At 63.2% G+C, this 13846-nt stretch carries 18 protein-coding genes; 4 read left to right on the top strand and 14 right to left on the bottom strand.

Annotated features, from left to right (window positions below; genetic code table 11):
- Positions 1-40: 40 nt before the first annotated feature.
- The 3 genes from OKA04_RS12965 to OKA04_RS12955 all read left to right on the top strand — a co-directional run bounded on the left by OKA04_RS12965 (position 41) and on the right by OKA04_RS12955 (position 1447).
- Complete coding sequence (locus OKA04_RS12965) at positions 41-406, top strand: hypothetical protein (protein ID WP_264501595.1); 366 nt, start codon at positions 41-43, stop codon at positions 404-406.
- Positions 407-547: 141 nt separating this feature from the next.
- On the top strand, positions 548-955 hold the full coding sequence (locus tag OKA04_RS12960) for a hypothetical protein (RefSeq protein ID WP_264501594.1): 408 nt from the start codon (positions 548-550) through the stop codon (positions 953-955).
- A 120-nt stretch (positions 956-1075) separates the two neighbouring features.
- Positions 1076-1447 carry a hypothetical protein gene (locus tag OKA04_RS12955; protein ID WP_264501593.1) on the top strand — a complete coding sequence of 124 codons (372 nt, stop codon included), beginning with the start codon at positions 1076-1078 and terminating at the stop codon, positions 1445-1447.
- A 444-nt stretch (positions 1448-1891) separates the two neighbouring features.
- On the opposite strand, the gene OKA04_RS12950 is transcribed toward OKA04_RS12955, so the two are convergent.
- Genes OKA04_RS12950 through OKA04_RS12905 form a run of 10 tightly spaced genes read right to left on the bottom strand, consistent with a single transcriptional unit; the run spans position 1892 to position 10347 of the window.
- On the bottom strand, positions 1892-2722 hold the full coding sequence (locus OKA04_RS12950; RefSeq protein WP_264501592.1) for a hypothetical protein: 831 nt from the start codon (positions 2720-2722) through the stop codon (positions 1892-1894).
- 15 nt (positions 2723-2737) lie between these two features.
- Positions 2738-3181 (bottom strand): hypothetical protein, encoded by a 444-nt coding sequence (locus OKA04_RS12945; RefSeq protein WP_264501591.1) that lies wholly within the window; start codon positions 3179-3181, stop codon positions 2738-2740.
- Between the two features lie 9 nt (positions 3182-3190).
- The gene (locus tag OKA04_RS12940; protein ID WP_264501590.1) at positions 3191-5092 is read right to left on the bottom strand and encodes a hypothetical protein; all 1902 of its coding nucleotides are present in this window, start codon (positions 5090-5092) and stop codon (positions 3191-3193) included.
- Entirely contained in the window at positions 5092-7008 is a 1917-nt protein-coding gene (locus OKA04_RS12935; protein WP_264501589.1) for a hypothetical protein, read from the bottom strand. The genes OKA04_RS12940 and OKA04_RS12935 overlap by 1 nt, the downstream gene beginning before the upstream one ends.
- Positions 7009-7022: 14 nt before the next feature.
- The gene (locus OKA04_RS12930; RefSeq protein WP_264501588.1) at positions 7023-7439 is read right to left on the bottom strand and encodes a hypothetical protein; all 417 of its coding nucleotides are present in this window, start codon (positions 7437-7439) and stop codon (positions 7023-7025) included.
- Positions 7436-8629, bottom strand: a complete 1194-nt coding sequence (locus OKA04_RS12925) for a hypothetical protein (protein WP_264501587.1) — start codon at positions 8627-8629, stop codon at positions 7436-7438. The genes OKA04_RS12930 and OKA04_RS12925 overlap by 4 nt, the downstream gene beginning before the upstream one ends.
- Before the next feature lie 19 nt (positions 8630-8648).
- A complete protein-coding gene (locus OKA04_RS12920) occupies positions 8649-9248 on the bottom strand; it encodes a hypothetical protein (protein WP_264501586.1) in 600 nt (199 codons plus the stop codon).
- Positions 9249-9269: 21 nt separating this feature from the next.
- Complete coding sequence (locus OKA04_RS12915; RefSeq protein WP_264501585.1) at positions 9270-9461, bottom strand: hypothetical protein; 192 nt, start codon at positions 9459-9461, stop codon at positions 9270-9272.
- Positions 9462-9466: 5 nt separating this feature from the next.
- Positions 9467-9889 carry a hypothetical protein gene (locus OKA04_RS12910; RefSeq protein WP_264501584.1) on the bottom strand — a complete coding sequence of 141 codons (423 nt, stop codon included), beginning with the start codon at positions 9887-9889 and terminating at the stop codon, positions 9467-9469.
- Positions 9889-10347 carry a hypothetical protein gene (locus tag OKA04_RS12905; RefSeq protein ID WP_264501583.1) on the bottom strand — a complete coding sequence of 153 codons (459 nt, stop codon included), beginning with the start codon at positions 10345-10347 and terminating at the stop codon, positions 9889-9891. The genes OKA04_RS12910 and OKA04_RS12905 overlap by 1 nt, the downstream gene beginning before the upstream one ends.
- A gap of 134 nt (positions 10348-10481) precedes the next feature.
- Here OKA04_RS12905 and OKA04_RS12900 point away from each other — a divergent pair, with 134 nt between their 5' ends.
- The gene (locus tag OKA04_RS12900) at positions 10482-10985 is read left to right on the top strand and encodes a hypothetical protein (protein ID WP_264501582.1); all 504 of its coding nucleotides are present in this window, start codon (positions 10482-10484) and stop codon (positions 10983-10985) included.
- An 86-nt stretch (positions 10986-11071) separates the two neighbouring features.
- Here the strand turns inward: OKA04_RS12900 and OKA04_RS12895 are convergent, their stop codons facing one another.
- The 4 genes from OKA04_RS12895 to OKA04_RS12880 are packed head-to-tail and all read right to left on the bottom strand — an operon-like array spanning position 11072 to position 13748.
- Positions 11072-11281 (bottom strand): hypothetical protein, encoded by a 210-nt coding sequence (locus OKA04_RS12895; RefSeq protein ID WP_264501581.1) that lies wholly within the window; start codon positions 11279-11281, stop codon positions 11072-11074.
- A gap of 8 nt (positions 11282-11289) precedes the next feature.
- The gene (locus OKA04_RS12890) at positions 11290-12213 is read right to left on the bottom strand and encodes a hypothetical protein (protein WP_264501580.1); all 924 of its coding nucleotides are present in this window, start codon (positions 12211-12213) and stop codon (positions 11290-11292) included.
- Between the two features lie 25 nt (positions 12214-12238).
- Positions 12239-12640 (bottom strand): capsid cement protein, encoded by a 402-nt coding sequence (locus tag OKA04_RS12885; protein WP_264501579.1) that lies wholly within the window; start codon positions 12638-12640, stop codon positions 12239-12241.
- Positions 12641-12689: 49 nt separating this feature from the next.
- Positions 12690-13748 (bottom strand): phage protease, encoded by a 1059-nt coding sequence (locus tag OKA04_RS12880; protein ID WP_264501578.1) that lies wholly within the window; start codon positions 13746-13748, stop codon positions 12690-12692.
- Between the last annotated feature and the right edge of the window lie 98 nt (positions 13749-13846).

Below are 13846 nucleotides of genomic sequence, written 5' to 3'. Positions count from 1 at the left end.
GTGGTAGGACTTGTCCGGGCCTCAAACTGCCAAAACCTTGATGTCTCTCGAAACCTGTATTGTGGCGTGCAGCGGACCCGGCGCAGCACAGACGATTGCTCAAAACATCGCCCTCGGATATTTTTCCGCCTTCGTCACGGGTCTGGCTGCGGCATATCTGTTTTGGCTGCGCCCCAGGCCTTTTTGGAATGGGTCAGCCTATGCCTGCCTTCTCCTATTCGCCCTTCATCCCGCGTGGACGATCAGTGCACGGAAGGGCGACTGCGGCCGGATCCAAATGATGGCATCCGTAGCAGTATTCTCGGTTACCATGGGATTGCTGGCTCCCGAGGCTCTGTCCCGCTTGCGTAAGAGCAAACGAGAACGACAAGGTGCATCACCAGACAACGACAATGCGCCGCATTGATTCCCGCCATCTTTCCCACATTGCGAATGTGACAGGTCGTCCATTTGCAATGGTGCCACGCACTTTTCCTTGTCTCTCCAACCTTCTCCCGAAATCACGACTCACATGGCCTGGCCTAGGAAAGGAACGAGGACTCTGGTAGTGGACGGCTCCACTTTCCTGTGGCACTACAGCGCGCATTGCCCGCTCTGCAGCGCGGACGTTTTCACCGTTGGCCGTGAGGGACAGCCCTTCGTCCTGTTCATCGATCCCCGGCCTTGGGAATTCGAGATCAGGCCGGCTTCGGTGGTGGCTGCCATCCGGTGGGCTCTCGCCGAGGGATGGACTCCCGAGAAGGGTCCTACCCGCGCGATGGCACACAACGACATGACCCATCAATTCGAATGGCTGCCGGATGGAGAACGGCATCTGAAATGTAATACGAGCCCCCTGAGCAAAGAGCAGGCGATCGCGAAATACGGGCTGGACGGCTGGTCCGAATGGATGGCCAGCGAGCAAATTACTGCGCCAGCAGTAGTTCCGGGCACGGATCAGGAGACGGGGCAATGATTCAAATCGCTACAATGACCAATCGCTGAATCAGGAGGAATATCTGCCCGGCGTCCCCAGGAGAGCCGAGAGCAAGACATCCTGGCCCACTTTTCAAACCTTCAACCTTTGACCAATCAAGTGTCCGATCATCAGGTAAAAAACCACCCTCTGCGACCCGCGCTCATCATTTTCTACTCCATCGGGTTCCTGTCCACCGGGGCGCTCACGATTGTGACCACCATGATATTTTCACATCTTAGTGGCAGCCTGTTTCTCCACCCGATAATCACCGGTGGGTTTGTCGGCTTTCTTTGTTGCTGGATCGCAGCCGTGTTCGGCTACCACAAGCGGTGGTTCAAGCCCCTTTCAATCGTGGGAATGGCGGTGATTGTGATCTTCTCCCTCTGGGCTGTTTTTCTATGGGGCGCATCAGCGACGGATCGCATATCGTCGATCGGCTTCCTGTTGATCCTAGTCTGGGTATTTTGGGCCGATCTTTATGATCACTGAAGAAATGGGCTTGGCATGCTCACGCCATGGAGGGCGAGGCACTCCAAGTAGAGGCCGGGCAAGCGGGCGTTCGCAGTCGCCTCAACACCCTCGGAACTGCTCTTGATTCTGGAAGGAGACGGGCCGCTCTCCTGTAAGCCGGATTCTGTGGTCCCCGGACCCTGTGTCCGGGGGTGACGATCATTTCTCTGTCCGCCGGAGCGGACTCCCGCTTGCGCGGGATGCGACTAATACCCGGGGATACGACGGGCGGGCACCCTTCCCCTGTTCTGTCTTGCACCACGCGGGGTTTGCCGTGCCGTGCCGGTTGCCCGGACACGCGGTGGGCTCTTACCACTCAACACCTCTTGTAGGATTAAGGATTTTTCACCCCGCGCTCATTTACACCGCATTTACACCAACTCCATCTTCAGATTACTGTTGGTCAGAAATGAGCACTTTTACTCACGACTCCTCCCAGTGAAAGCATCGCAGGTCCGATCTGCCGGGGTTGGTGATGGGGTCGATGAATAGGCCGACCTGGTTCGGAACCATGAAGTCCGCTTTGACCGCGCTGTGGACCTGCGTCCACAACTGCCCGTCCGGCGACACGCTGAAGACAATGTTGGTGCCGTTGCAGACCAGGCGGAAGACCCACACGGAAGGCGGTGGATTGGTCCGCCCGAATCCCGGGAGGATATCCGACATTTCCGCCGCGCCGCCCATGGCTGACCACGAGGTGGGACTGTTGAATTTCATGACTTGGAAAGCCTCGTTCCGCATCGGGTAGAGGATCAGCTTCCCCGACGAGGATTCGCGGAGGAGAAGGCCCATGCAGTGGTTTCCGGTCGCAGGCAGGCGACAAGACAGGACCGCCGTGTAGGACCATGCGGAGGCCCCGCTCAGCGGCTTCACTAGCGCGGTCACCTGTTCTCCGGCAGCGGCCGCGATCTTGAACATCCGCAGTTGAGCCAGCCCACCGAGCAGGCCGCCCGCCGCGATGTCCGTCGCCGTCGCTGTGCCCTGGTTCACCCAGCCGCCGGTGAAGCTCGACACGAGTGGAGCGACGAATTGCCCGCCGCCGCCACCCCCGCCGGTCGTCGCCTCCAGCGCTCCGCCAGAAGTGAAGCCGAGCAGCTTGCTCGCGCGGGTTGCAGCGCTCGGTAGCACCGGGCTCGGCGGCGCTACTTCGGCGTCGGGAAATCGGAGCGTGCGCGCCGCATCGGGCGCGCCCAGGGCAGCGCGGATGCCCGCGATGGTCGCCGGATCGGCAGAGGTGATTTCAATGTCAGCCATGGTCGGAAAGTGAGGTTAGATCGCCTGGAAGCCGGGCTCTGTAATCACGTCGATGGTCGTGCCGCCGACGTGCAGGATGGTCAGCCAATCGACGGCCCCGGCTGCCGTTGATAGCGTGATCGCGGTCCCGCCCGGGGTCCGCACCGTGACCCCCGCCGCGAACGCAAGCGTGTGGTTCCCGCCGACGCCTTGCGTCACCCGCAGCCGGTGGACGCCGGGGGCCAGGTTAAGCAGCTCCAGCGTGCGATTTCCGGCCAGCGTGACTGCCGCGAATCCGCCGAGGGCGAGATCCCATTGGATGTTGGCGGCATCCGTCAGGGCCAGCCCCGTGAGGGATACCCCGCGGCCAAAGGTCTGCTTCGCGCCGAAAGCATTCGGCTGTCCTTTTGCGGCGGCCAGCAGCGCATCGCGGATCGGTCCCACGACCGCCTCCGGCGCTCCATTCAGTTCGATTGCCATGATTTTGGATCAGGTGATGGGATATCGCAGCAACTGCCCCTGATAGAGCAGGCGGTTGCCCTCGTAGGTGAGGGCCGAGCCCGCCGTCCACACGAGGTATTCGCCATCCCACATAAGGGGCTGGCCATTGAAGAGAATCGCATTCGGCGGCCCGGTCGGGATCTCCAGCCCGGGATCGGGCGGCGGGTTGCTGCCCGGGTCGCTGCTGACCTGATCCACCAGCCACACGATGTTGTCCGCGCCCGTCTGCCGGAAGCGTGCGACCAGGTCCTTGTAGCCGAGCCTCTCCGGCGCGCCCAGCCTCAGCATGTGCTCTCCGGTCGCGAGCCGCACGGAGTGGCCGGAGATCAGCGCACCCATGTTCGCCAGTTCGGGCAGGCTGCCGGAAACATTGAGTCGCTTGCCGACGTGGTGCCCGGCAGGGATCTCGGTCGTCACGTAGGAAACCGAGCCCTCGTAGGGCAGCCAGTTTTGGGTGGCGAGCAGGTTCGCCGCGAGGCCCGCGGGCGGCTGCACGAAGGCATAGTCTTCCGCGCGAATGAGCGTCGTGTCAGCCGTCCACGCCGTCTTCACGAAGGGCACGCTCACACTCACCGTGGTGGACCACACGTGCTTGAGGCGCGCGGGCGGCGGCGCGTTGGTGATGAGATACGACTCATACTTGCCGCCGATCAGCTCATACCACTTCGGCACCTCGGGCTCCTCGGTCTGACCGGTGACCGCGTAGGTCGATATCGTCGCCGTGACCCGGACCATCACATGCTCGATGCCGTCCTTCGTCCACCAATCGCGGGGCTCCCCCGCGGTCAGATAGTGCGAGTAGGCGAGCGGAATCGCATTGCCCTCCGCGTCGGTGATCCGCGTGTCGATGCCCGTGAGCGCGAACTTGTAGCCGAAGTGGAAGTTGGCCTCGGACCACAGGCCCACGCGGGTGAAGCCCGGCACCGCCCCGCTCGCGCGGAGCCGCTCGTCATACCGCCACAGCATTTCGATGGGCACCTCGCCGCTCGTCGTCACCGGTGCCGACCTCACGACCACGCTGTCCGTGAAGTCCTGGGGCAGCACGTCCCACACCTTCTCCGGCCCGCTGACCACGACAGGCTGCCGCGCAGGCAGGCCGCTCGATGGCGCTCCCGCCGTCTGCGTGTCCCATACCGTCAGCCTCTTCAGCCCCACGGTGGAGCGCTTGGCGGAAAAGACCTTCACCTGCTCCGCCTTCAGCTCCACCCGCGGCTGCACCCGCACCCGTGGCATCACCGCGGCGGGCGAAATGGTCACCGTCTCTGCTGCTGCGCGGCGCTGCATGCACACGGCGGGCTCACCCGGAGCGGTGTAATCCACATACACGATCCCATCTGCCAGCCAGCGCATCACGTGCCCCATCGCATCGCTGATCGGGCCGTTGCGCAGGCTCAGCCGCGGCACGGGGAAGGCGCTCGCGATGCTGCCGATGGAGATCGGCGCACCTTGGTCAATCGCACGTTGGGCGAGGGCGATGAGATGGGATCGGGGTGAGCCGGTGGGAAAGACATACACCGCGCGCTCGTCATCATCACCCGCCTGGTCTTCCACGTCGCTGGAGAGCAGGAGCTGTTGCAGCCACCACACCGGGCCGGACACGGTGATCTGCCACCCGTAGCTGCCCGGCGTGAGTTCCGGGTCGCGTCCTGTCACTGTGCCGGTGAAGTAGCGCGAGCCGTTGCGAAGCAGCGTGATCGTCTGGCCCAGTTCCGGGATGAGCGCCGCCGCCGCATCGGCCAGCGACGAGAGCCACACGCCCCACTCCATGGTGCAGGGCGCGAGCGATTCGAAGTGAACGATGGCCCCCTCCGCGCTCAGGGCCTCCAGCGTGCGCGGCGTGGCATCGACCGCCTTGCCCGCCTGCCCGACGATTGTCCATATGACTGCCATCAGTTCGCGGGGACGGTGTTCCGTTGGTTGGCCCGCAGCGTGCGGACTTCGCGCTCCAGGTCATCCACCCTGTCCCGCGCCTCGCGGATCGCGGCATTCTGGGTGGCACCAAGATTCGCAATCTTCGCGAAGTATTGGCTGATCAGCACCTGCGACTTCACCAGCTCCTCGCCCGTCAGCGTCTTGTCCGCGATGAAGGAATTGATCTTCTCGGTGACCCCGGCCAGCTCGGGGATGCCATCGAGCTGCTTGGTCAGCGCGCTTAGTGCCTCCACACCCTTGCTCGTGTCCGGACCTTTCTCCGCCTCGATCTGCTTCTCAGCCTCACGGACTTGGCGTTCACTGTCGCGATCCACCGACTGAGAATCACGAAGATCCTTGAGGGCCTGCATAGCATCGGCAACGGACGCGGAAGTTTTCCGTTGTTCCTCGCTCGCAGCCTTCAACGCATCCGCCGCGTTTGACAATTTAGGGACGAGCGCGTCGCCCTTTGCTTTTGCATCCCGCTCCTCAGACCCTGGCGAAAGCGCGTATCCAATGCCGACCTCATTCAGTTCGATCTGCTTCCTTAAATCGTCTTTCCTCGAGGAACGGCGAGCGGCCACTGCGGCTGAAACGAAAGGCTCAGACTCGATAGCCTCGATCTCCTGGATCATAGCCTTGATCTCGTTGCGGAGCTCGGCAATTGCAGCGAAGCGGGCCTGTGCGGCTTCCTGGGCTAGACGAAACAATTCCTCCCGCTCCGCTGCCACCTTATTGTATGTGGCCCGCGCCCTCGCCTCGAAGTCCTTCGCTGAGCTGTCGTTACGCTCAGCCGCGACCAAACTTCGCCGCGCCCGCTGCAGATCCAATTCACGACGCCGCTCGAGAATTGCTAGTTCGATCTCGGCAGTTTCCTCGGCCAATCGTTTCCGACGTTCCGCGAGTCGAGTGGCCTCCTCGGCAGTGGCCCTCAAGAGAGCCGACTCAGTTCGCGCGATCTCGAGCCGATTGTTTGCCAAGGCGACCAGCCTCTCTCCTTCAATTCTCCGAGCCGCCACACCTTCTGCACCGATGGCCCGCCGGTCGGCTGCGTTGATGCTCGCAATCTCGTCTGCATACCTTCGTGCGCTTTCCTCCAGCTTTCGCGACTGCTCCTCAAGCCCGACAGTCTCCATGTCTTGGAAGATCTTCTGAACCGACTTTAGGGACTCCACCCAATCGTCGGCATCTTCCTTCGCATTTTTGGTTCCCTTGGATGCCCGGATCAATTGAGCAACGACGACTCCAATCGCCAATGCAGCGCCCGCAATCGCACCCTTCGGGCCGAAGACCCCTAGGAACTGGGAGCCCTGCTGTGCCAGTGCTGTTAGTGCCGATGTGCCGCCGCCGACCTGCACGGCGAAGTCCTGCATCTGATAACCGGCCTGCGTAACCTTCTGACCCAGCGCGCCGGTGGATTTTGTGGCAGCCTCGCCAGCGACCCGCTGCCGCCGGAATGACTCGCCAAGGCGGTCGCTACTTTCGCCGACCCTCCTGAAACCGGCGGCTTGGTTTGCAGAGTTGGAGGCGCTTCTCGCCAGTTCCGCGTTGAGCTGTTTCACCGTGCGCTCAAGCTCCGCGATCCTCTTCTCGGTGTCGGTCGCAGCGTCGCCCGTTCTCCTGAGATTCCGTTCAAAAGTAAGCGTTTTCCCGCTCGTGCTGGTGCCCAAGGAGTCCGCGGCGTCGCCTACTTTCACGATGGCGGTAGCGGCATGGTTGGCGGCGTCGGTCGTGTTGTCGAGGTTGCGATCCAGCACGATCGCACCACCGCCTGCGCCCGAGTCGAGCGCCTCGGCAGCATCGACTACACTGTCGATGGCCTGTTCGACATCCTTCGCGCCGCTCGGGTCACCGAGCGTTTTGATGTGAAACGTGAACTCCCTCTTCTCTGCCATGGCTTTGCTTCTGTTTAGGTACCCTCCGTCACGGGGAGCGGCGCTTGGATCTGGTATCGCTTGATCACCGTCGCATCCGGCCCGGGCAGCGCGGGCGTCGTGGTGGTCATCACCGCAGGTGCGAAGGTCGTGACCTTGCCGCCGCCCGTGATGACGAGCGCCCCGGTCAGCACCGGGGGCAGGCAGTCCAAGAAGGCGGCCCACATGTCGCTCGCGGTCGCGGGCTCGGTGATGGTCGTAAAGCTGATGTCCACCTGCACGCCGCCCAGCGGCTTGATGAAGCCATCAGCCAGGGCGATGCCATCGGGCTCGTAGAGATTCTGTCTCGCGACGAAGCGCGGCAGCGCCTCAAGCCATCCGTCCACGTCCACCAGCACGATGGCCGGTTGCCCGGCGGGGACGAACTCGATCTTGCACGCGGCGCTGATCACGGCACCACCTCCACTTTCCTGATGGTCCCGCCGTCGATACTCCCCGGTGCCACCGGCACACCGGCGGCATTGATGCTGACGGGCAAGCTAGGGATCTTGAGCACCACATGACCGGCGTGGCCGTGTTGATAGCTCACCTCGCCCTTCGCCTGCATCGGGACGTAAATGGTGCGCGGCGTGATCTCTCCGCCTCGCCGCCACAAGAACACTCCAGCGGCCCGCCCGAACTCGATGGGCCGCGGCCCCGACGTGGAGGATAGTCCCGACCAGTTGCCCTCGATCGCCGCAGGCGGCCAGATGTGCCGCACGAAGGTGCCGGTCGAGCCGACCAGCTCCGTCGTCCCTGGATGCAAGGTTTCCCACACACCCAGCGGGCTGGAGCTGCGCCACGCGAATACCTCGATGGGCACCACGTTGGTCACTACGATGGTGCGCCACGCGGTGCAGATGAAGGATGTTCCCGGACCTGCTGCGTCCGCCGCATGCGTGATGTTGAACTGATGCGGCTCCTCATCGTCCTCCCCGCTCTCGGGATCGCGCGGGGCTCCGATGGTCACGAGATCGCCCGGCGTGCCACCGCCTCCGCTGCCACCTCCTCCGGGCGTCACACCCGTCACGGGATAGTATCCCGGCGGCACACCCGGGATGATGACTTCCACAATGGTACCCGGCCCGATGCCGCTGCCCGGCGGGATGACGACGGTGATGCCACCGCCCGGCGGGTTATACCATCCGCCGCCAATGGTGATTCCGTCACCCATGGTCAGCGGCAGGCGCGTGCAGCGGAAGGACCACTCGTGTAGGCTCTCCGCGATGGCCGCATCGGTGGCCGGCTCGTGGGTCGATGAGAGCAGCGCGGCGCGGAGCAAGAGCACCGGACCGACACGCGGACGGATCTCGATGATTCCCGCCGCATCGCCACCCCATGGACCTGCGGCGAGCTGCGTCGCGCACTCGTGCCAGGAAGCAGCATCGCTGTCGTGGGCGATCCGCTTGCCGAACTCCACCCGGCGGCGGCGGTTACCCCGGGCCGATTGAGTAGCCGACAACGCAAAATCGAAGGTGCCGACCGCCGAAAGCTGCGACCCGTCGATGGCGATCTCCCGGTCCATCAGATCGTCAAAATCCAGCATCACCCTCGGCGAGGTGCCGAGGGGATTCCAGGTGATGCGCCATGACGAGTGCCTCATCGCAGGATCTCGATTCGGATCAGCCGCCCTCCTCTTCGTCCGGCACGCCGCTGATGAAGGTCTCCAGCGCGGCCGTGGCGTCGCCCAGATGCTCGATGCGCCACACCGGCGAGCCGGGTTCGCTCGAGTCGGTTGGCGCGGTCTGGATGGTCAGCCTCACGTGAAACTCCGCGGTCACGAGCAGCTTGCCGTCATCGTTCCAGCGCTTGAGCCTCACCCACCCGTCCTTGTGCCGGCTGCCCGAGGCGAAGATCCCCTGTGCCTCACCGGCAACGATCGGAGCCGTGAGACCGAACATCAGTTCGTCGAAGAGGTTCGACGCGTAATCGACCATCGTCAGGTTGAAGGCGTCGGCCAGCACCTGGCGGTCGGTCCGCTGGATGTACTTCATCTTCTCCGGGCTGAACCATTCGCGCTGCCGCTCCTGGTTGGTCGGATCGTAGGCGGCGCTTGTCGCGCGGCCCATGTCGTAGTCCGTCCAATCGGCATCGTCGGCCGGCTTGGCGGTGGGTCCGGTGATCTCCGGCGCGACTTCGGTGCCGAGGTTCGAGCCATCCGGCACGAACCAGAAACGGGCACCGACAAGGCGCTCGGCGAGGGTTCCAAATTTCGAGGGCATGGTGGTCGTTTCGTTGGGGTATCAGACACCGTCGATCCGGACGGCGGGCGGCGTGAGCGAGGCGAGCACCTTGGCCTGCTCGGCGGGGAGCTGGCAGCGGTGGCCCTTCGCCACCTGCAGCCTGCCGATCAGGGTTCCGGTGATGAGCACGGTGCAGCGCAGGAGGGCGGGTTTCACCGGCACTGGTGCCGGTTCCTTGGATGGTTCGTTCATGGCATTCACGGGGTTTCGACGGTCAGCACCGAAACGTCGTATTCGGTGTCTTCCGGGTAGGTGATGGAGTCGCAGTCGAGCCAGATGGAGCCGTTCGACGGCACCGCCGCCGGCCACCAGCCGTGGAGCTTGCCGACGATCAGTTCCATCAGGGCGTCGGAGTTGTTCGCGTCCTTCTGGGTGAGCACGGGGACGGTGAAGAGCGTGACCGAATAGGTGCCGCGGAAGCGCGGCTTCACCTTGTCGCGGGTCTGGTTCTTCCCGCGGATAAGGCGGATCACCACGCATCGCCCGCGCGTCTTGGCCATGCGCTTCTCGAACTCGGTCTCGACGTTCGACCGGTGGAAGACGACGACACTGCCCGCGAGATCGGGAATCTCCTCGATCCGGGCCTTCATCGCGTGCGCGAGCGTGCGGAGGCGGGACATCAGAAGTCGAGGTAGGGGTTTCCGCCGAAGGCCGGGCACGCCGGAGCCGGGGCTGGATCCGCATCGTCAAACATCGCCGCCGGGGCGGTCCTCAGCGACCTGAGGAAAGAGTTCGCCTCGCGGTATTCATCGCGCCTCGGGTCGGTCATCCCCTCCGGCACGGGATTCATGCCCACCAGGGCCACGCGGGCTATCACCGCCGCATGGGCGATGCAGAAGTCCGGCAGCGTCCCGGCAGGTCCGAGCACGGAAACAAGCGGATTGCCCCGGATCGCGCCCCGGAACTGGTTGCAAACCTGCTCAACGATCTGCGGCAGGCGCTCGGGGGAAAGAACAGGAACCTCCGCCTCGCCGCCCTCCTCCGGATACTCCCGGCGCGAGGTCGCCTCATAGACCTCGATCTCGCGCGCGGCAAGACGCGAGGTCACATCGGCTTCCGTGAATGGCACCCAAGGCATGAGCGCATGGTTTGCCCATCCTTACACGGCGGCCATCCGGTCGAGTGGTCCCCGATAGCCTTCCTATTACCCTTAACACTCTTATTTCCCTCCACAGCGAATTTGTGTCGACAAATCACCTAACCACATCACTCATGCCACTGACTCAAAAATCAAAAATCAGAAAGCCACCAATTATGTCAGTACGAGGCACTCTTTATGTCGTTAACACTTCCGGCTCGGATCTTGAAATCCACGTACAAACCAAGGAAGGATTCAAGTTTTTCAGAGTGAAAGCCGGACAAACAAAGAAAGGATCAAGATATAAAATATCAAGCCACAACTGCACTCCATTCAGAGAATTCAAGCCTCAAGGAGTTGTCCTTATCAAGGGAGAATCGAACCCTGTTTGGAAAAGCAAGTGGAAGTATATTTGCTTGGCTGAGAAAGGCCATGCTCCTGGCGGGGTCATAATCATCGACAATCCTGCAGGAAAAGGAGTGTTGGTCGAAAGCATCAATGCTGGGAAAATCGTGCAATTCCTCCGCGATTACTTTGAGATCAAAGTAGAATCGGACGCTCCAATTGAATCCACCTCCACCCAACCTTGGACGCAGGAGGAATCTGTGGAACAGGAGGACGATGATCCGGAAGAATGACTGGAATTATTAGACGTTCTGCAGGAAACATTACCCCCGTCCGACTGGCATCGGACGGGGGTTGAACACACACAAACAACAACCGGTTACTTCTCCTGCTTCCCAGCCTCCTTGCCGGGCGGCGGGGCCGGTGGGCCATCCGCCGGTTTGGCGGGCTTTTCCTCGCGCTTCCTCACCTGCTTGAAGTGAAGGAAGGCATTCAGCGCCGCGCCTTCCGGGATCGGAATCACCCTCCCCCGCTGGACGTTGCGTCCGTCCACATGGATGCCCTTCGGATCGATGACCTCGTATTGCATGGCGGCGATCAGTTGAGGACGTTGGAGAAGTAATACCCGGCACCGGCGGCGATCACCTTTTCATCGGTGAACTGCCGGGCGCGGACCACGCGCGAGTCGATCTCGTTCTCGTCGTAGGTGAAGGTCGAGACTCCCGCCGGGCCGCTGCCGTCGGCGGCGGTCCAGTTGAAGGTCCGGGCGAAGTTCAGCGCCTTCACGTCCGGGCTCGGCTTCGAGTAGGAGAGGAAGGCCTCGTCGGTCCAGATGTCCGCCAGCGAGGCGGCCTGGCCTTCGTTCGCGCCGTTGATGATCGCGCCGGAGACCACGATCTCCTCCACGCCGAAGAGCACCTTCATCTGCTCGATGGTCACGAGCCCGTCGGTGTTCTGGTAGTAGGCGCGCAACTCCGGTGCCTGGCGAAGCGCGACGAAGACGTCGTAGGGCAGCGTCAGCATGTTCGGGATCACGCCGATCTGCGCTCGGATCACCGCCTTCGCCATTTCGATGTCGCCCACGATGGTGGTGTTGGCCTGGGCATTCCACTTCACCGCCGGGGTGGAGGTCTGAGTCACGCCGCGCGCCATGTCGCGCACTCGGATCTCGTGGTTGAGCAGCACGACGTTCACCGCCCGGTCCATCCCGGAGCGGTCCGCGGCGAAGATGCTTGAGAACATCTGGAGCTGCATCTTGTCGATGGGCTCCTCCACGCCGTAGTCCTTGCAGAGGAAGGTGTCCGAGGACAACGAGGACTTCAGCCGCTTGAAGGGGGAACTGGGCGCACGCTGGATGTTCGTAGGGACGTTGTAGTGGTTCGCCGGGTCATACACGTAGTACTGCGCGGCGTGGATCTGGGAATTGAGCACCGGGGCGATGCGCAGTCCCACGGTCGGCTGGGTCGCGATGAAGCGCGAGGCGAGGCCGGTGAGGACGGGATTGAGAAGTGGCGTTTTCACGGGTCAGGATGAGGGAGGTTGGGTGTTAGACGACGACGCGCGTCTCGATGGTGTCGAGCAGCTCGATCACGTCGTTGTCGGCCGAGTTGCCCTGGGTGAGCTTGATGCCGACGGTGCGGTAGGTTCCCGCCGCGGCGGGCACGGTGACGACCTTGCCGCCCGCGCCCCAGATGACGCGCGCACCCTTGGCGATCACGCCGCCGGCCTTCACCTTGACCGACCCGCCCTTGCCGAGCAGGCGGACGTTCACGTGGGGATTGCCCGCGCTCTTCTCGAAGAGCACGCCGATGGCGTCATCGGTGCTGGTGGCCAGCTTCACCGTGTCGGGAGCGGTGCCGAGCGCGACGAGGAAGTGTTCCTTGTTCAGGAGGGCGTCGGCCACCTCTTCCTTGAAGGGTTTGTAGGGAGTGTCGGTGTAGGTCTCCATGACGGGATCGAAAGAGAGTATTGTTAGATGAGGGTGTCGGACCGGCGGATCACTTCAGGCTCGCGAGATATTCGCTGTAGGCGCTGGCATCGCTGGCGAAGACCAGGCCGCGCGCCTCGTCGATGTCCTTCGCTTCCCCGGCGGCGATGAGTGCCTGCGCCTTGGCATCGACCGTCCCCGGCGTGCGAACGGTGGCACCGGCCTGGATGATCGGCTTGTTGAGGTCCGTGTGGAGCTTCTGGAGCCCGGCGAGGACTTCCTCGGCGAAGGTGTCGCCCGCCTCGATCCGCGAGCGGTATTTGCCGGCCGTCGCCTCGTCCTTCGCGGCGATGCGGCCGTCCGCTTGGGCGGCTTCCACCAGTGCCTTGGCGCGCAACTTGCGGGCATCGGAAGCTTCGGTCTTCATCCGCTCGACCTCCGCCTTGGCGTCGTCGCGTTCCTTTTCGAGTCCGGAGATCTTGGCTTCGATCTCCTTGAGCTTGTCGGACTGGCCGTTCATCGCGGCCACCCGCTGGCTGGCGAGTTCCGCGGCATTGGGGAGCGCGGCTTCCGCCTGGGTTAGCAGGCCGCACGACGCGAGGATGAGGAGCTGTGACATGGCGTTGGTTTCTTCGGTTGGATCAACCGCATCCGATGCGGCAATACGCGGAATCTCCCGGAAGGCGGGCTCGTTCACGAGAGCCCCCAGTGGTCCCCGCAGCGGCAATCCGTCGGGGATGCCGTCCTTGCTCATCAGGAAAGTCGGCGAGAAGTAGGAGAAGTCCTTGCCCTCGATGGCCGCCTTGCCCGCGCCCGTCCACTCGACGGCCGCCACCACTCCCCTGCCCGGCTCATACCGGAAGGACTTCGGCAGGGCACTCGCCACCCCGGCCTTGTGCTCGAAGTCGAACCAAGGCCGCACGTTCGACCTTTCGCGCACGGAAAGCGCCGACTGCAGCGAGGCGGCGATCTCCGCGCCCTTCGACGCCGGCACGCGCACGGTCACCTTCTTCGGCTTCCCGTCGACGAAGGGAGTGATCTCGTGCTCGCCTTCGGGCAGGTAGACGATCTCTTCCGGCGCGACCGTATCGAGCGAGTTCGCCAGTGCAGCGATGATGAGGATGGACATGAACCCATCATCCGGCGCAGGGATTCCGCCGCCACGCGGGGCAGTGGTCCCTATCAGGTCGCGCGGATCAAAGGACGTTCGGCCCCATCCGTGCGCTT

Origin of the sequence: Luteolibacter flavescens (assembly GCF_025950085.1) — a bacterium.
Taxonomy (GTDB): domain Bacteria; phylum Verrucomicrobiota; class Verrucomicrobiia; order Verrucomicrobiales; family Akkermansiaceae; genus Haloferula; species Haloferula flavescens.
Note: the sequence above shows the minus strand (reverse complement) of the source record. Positions and strands in the feature narration are given on the sequence as shown.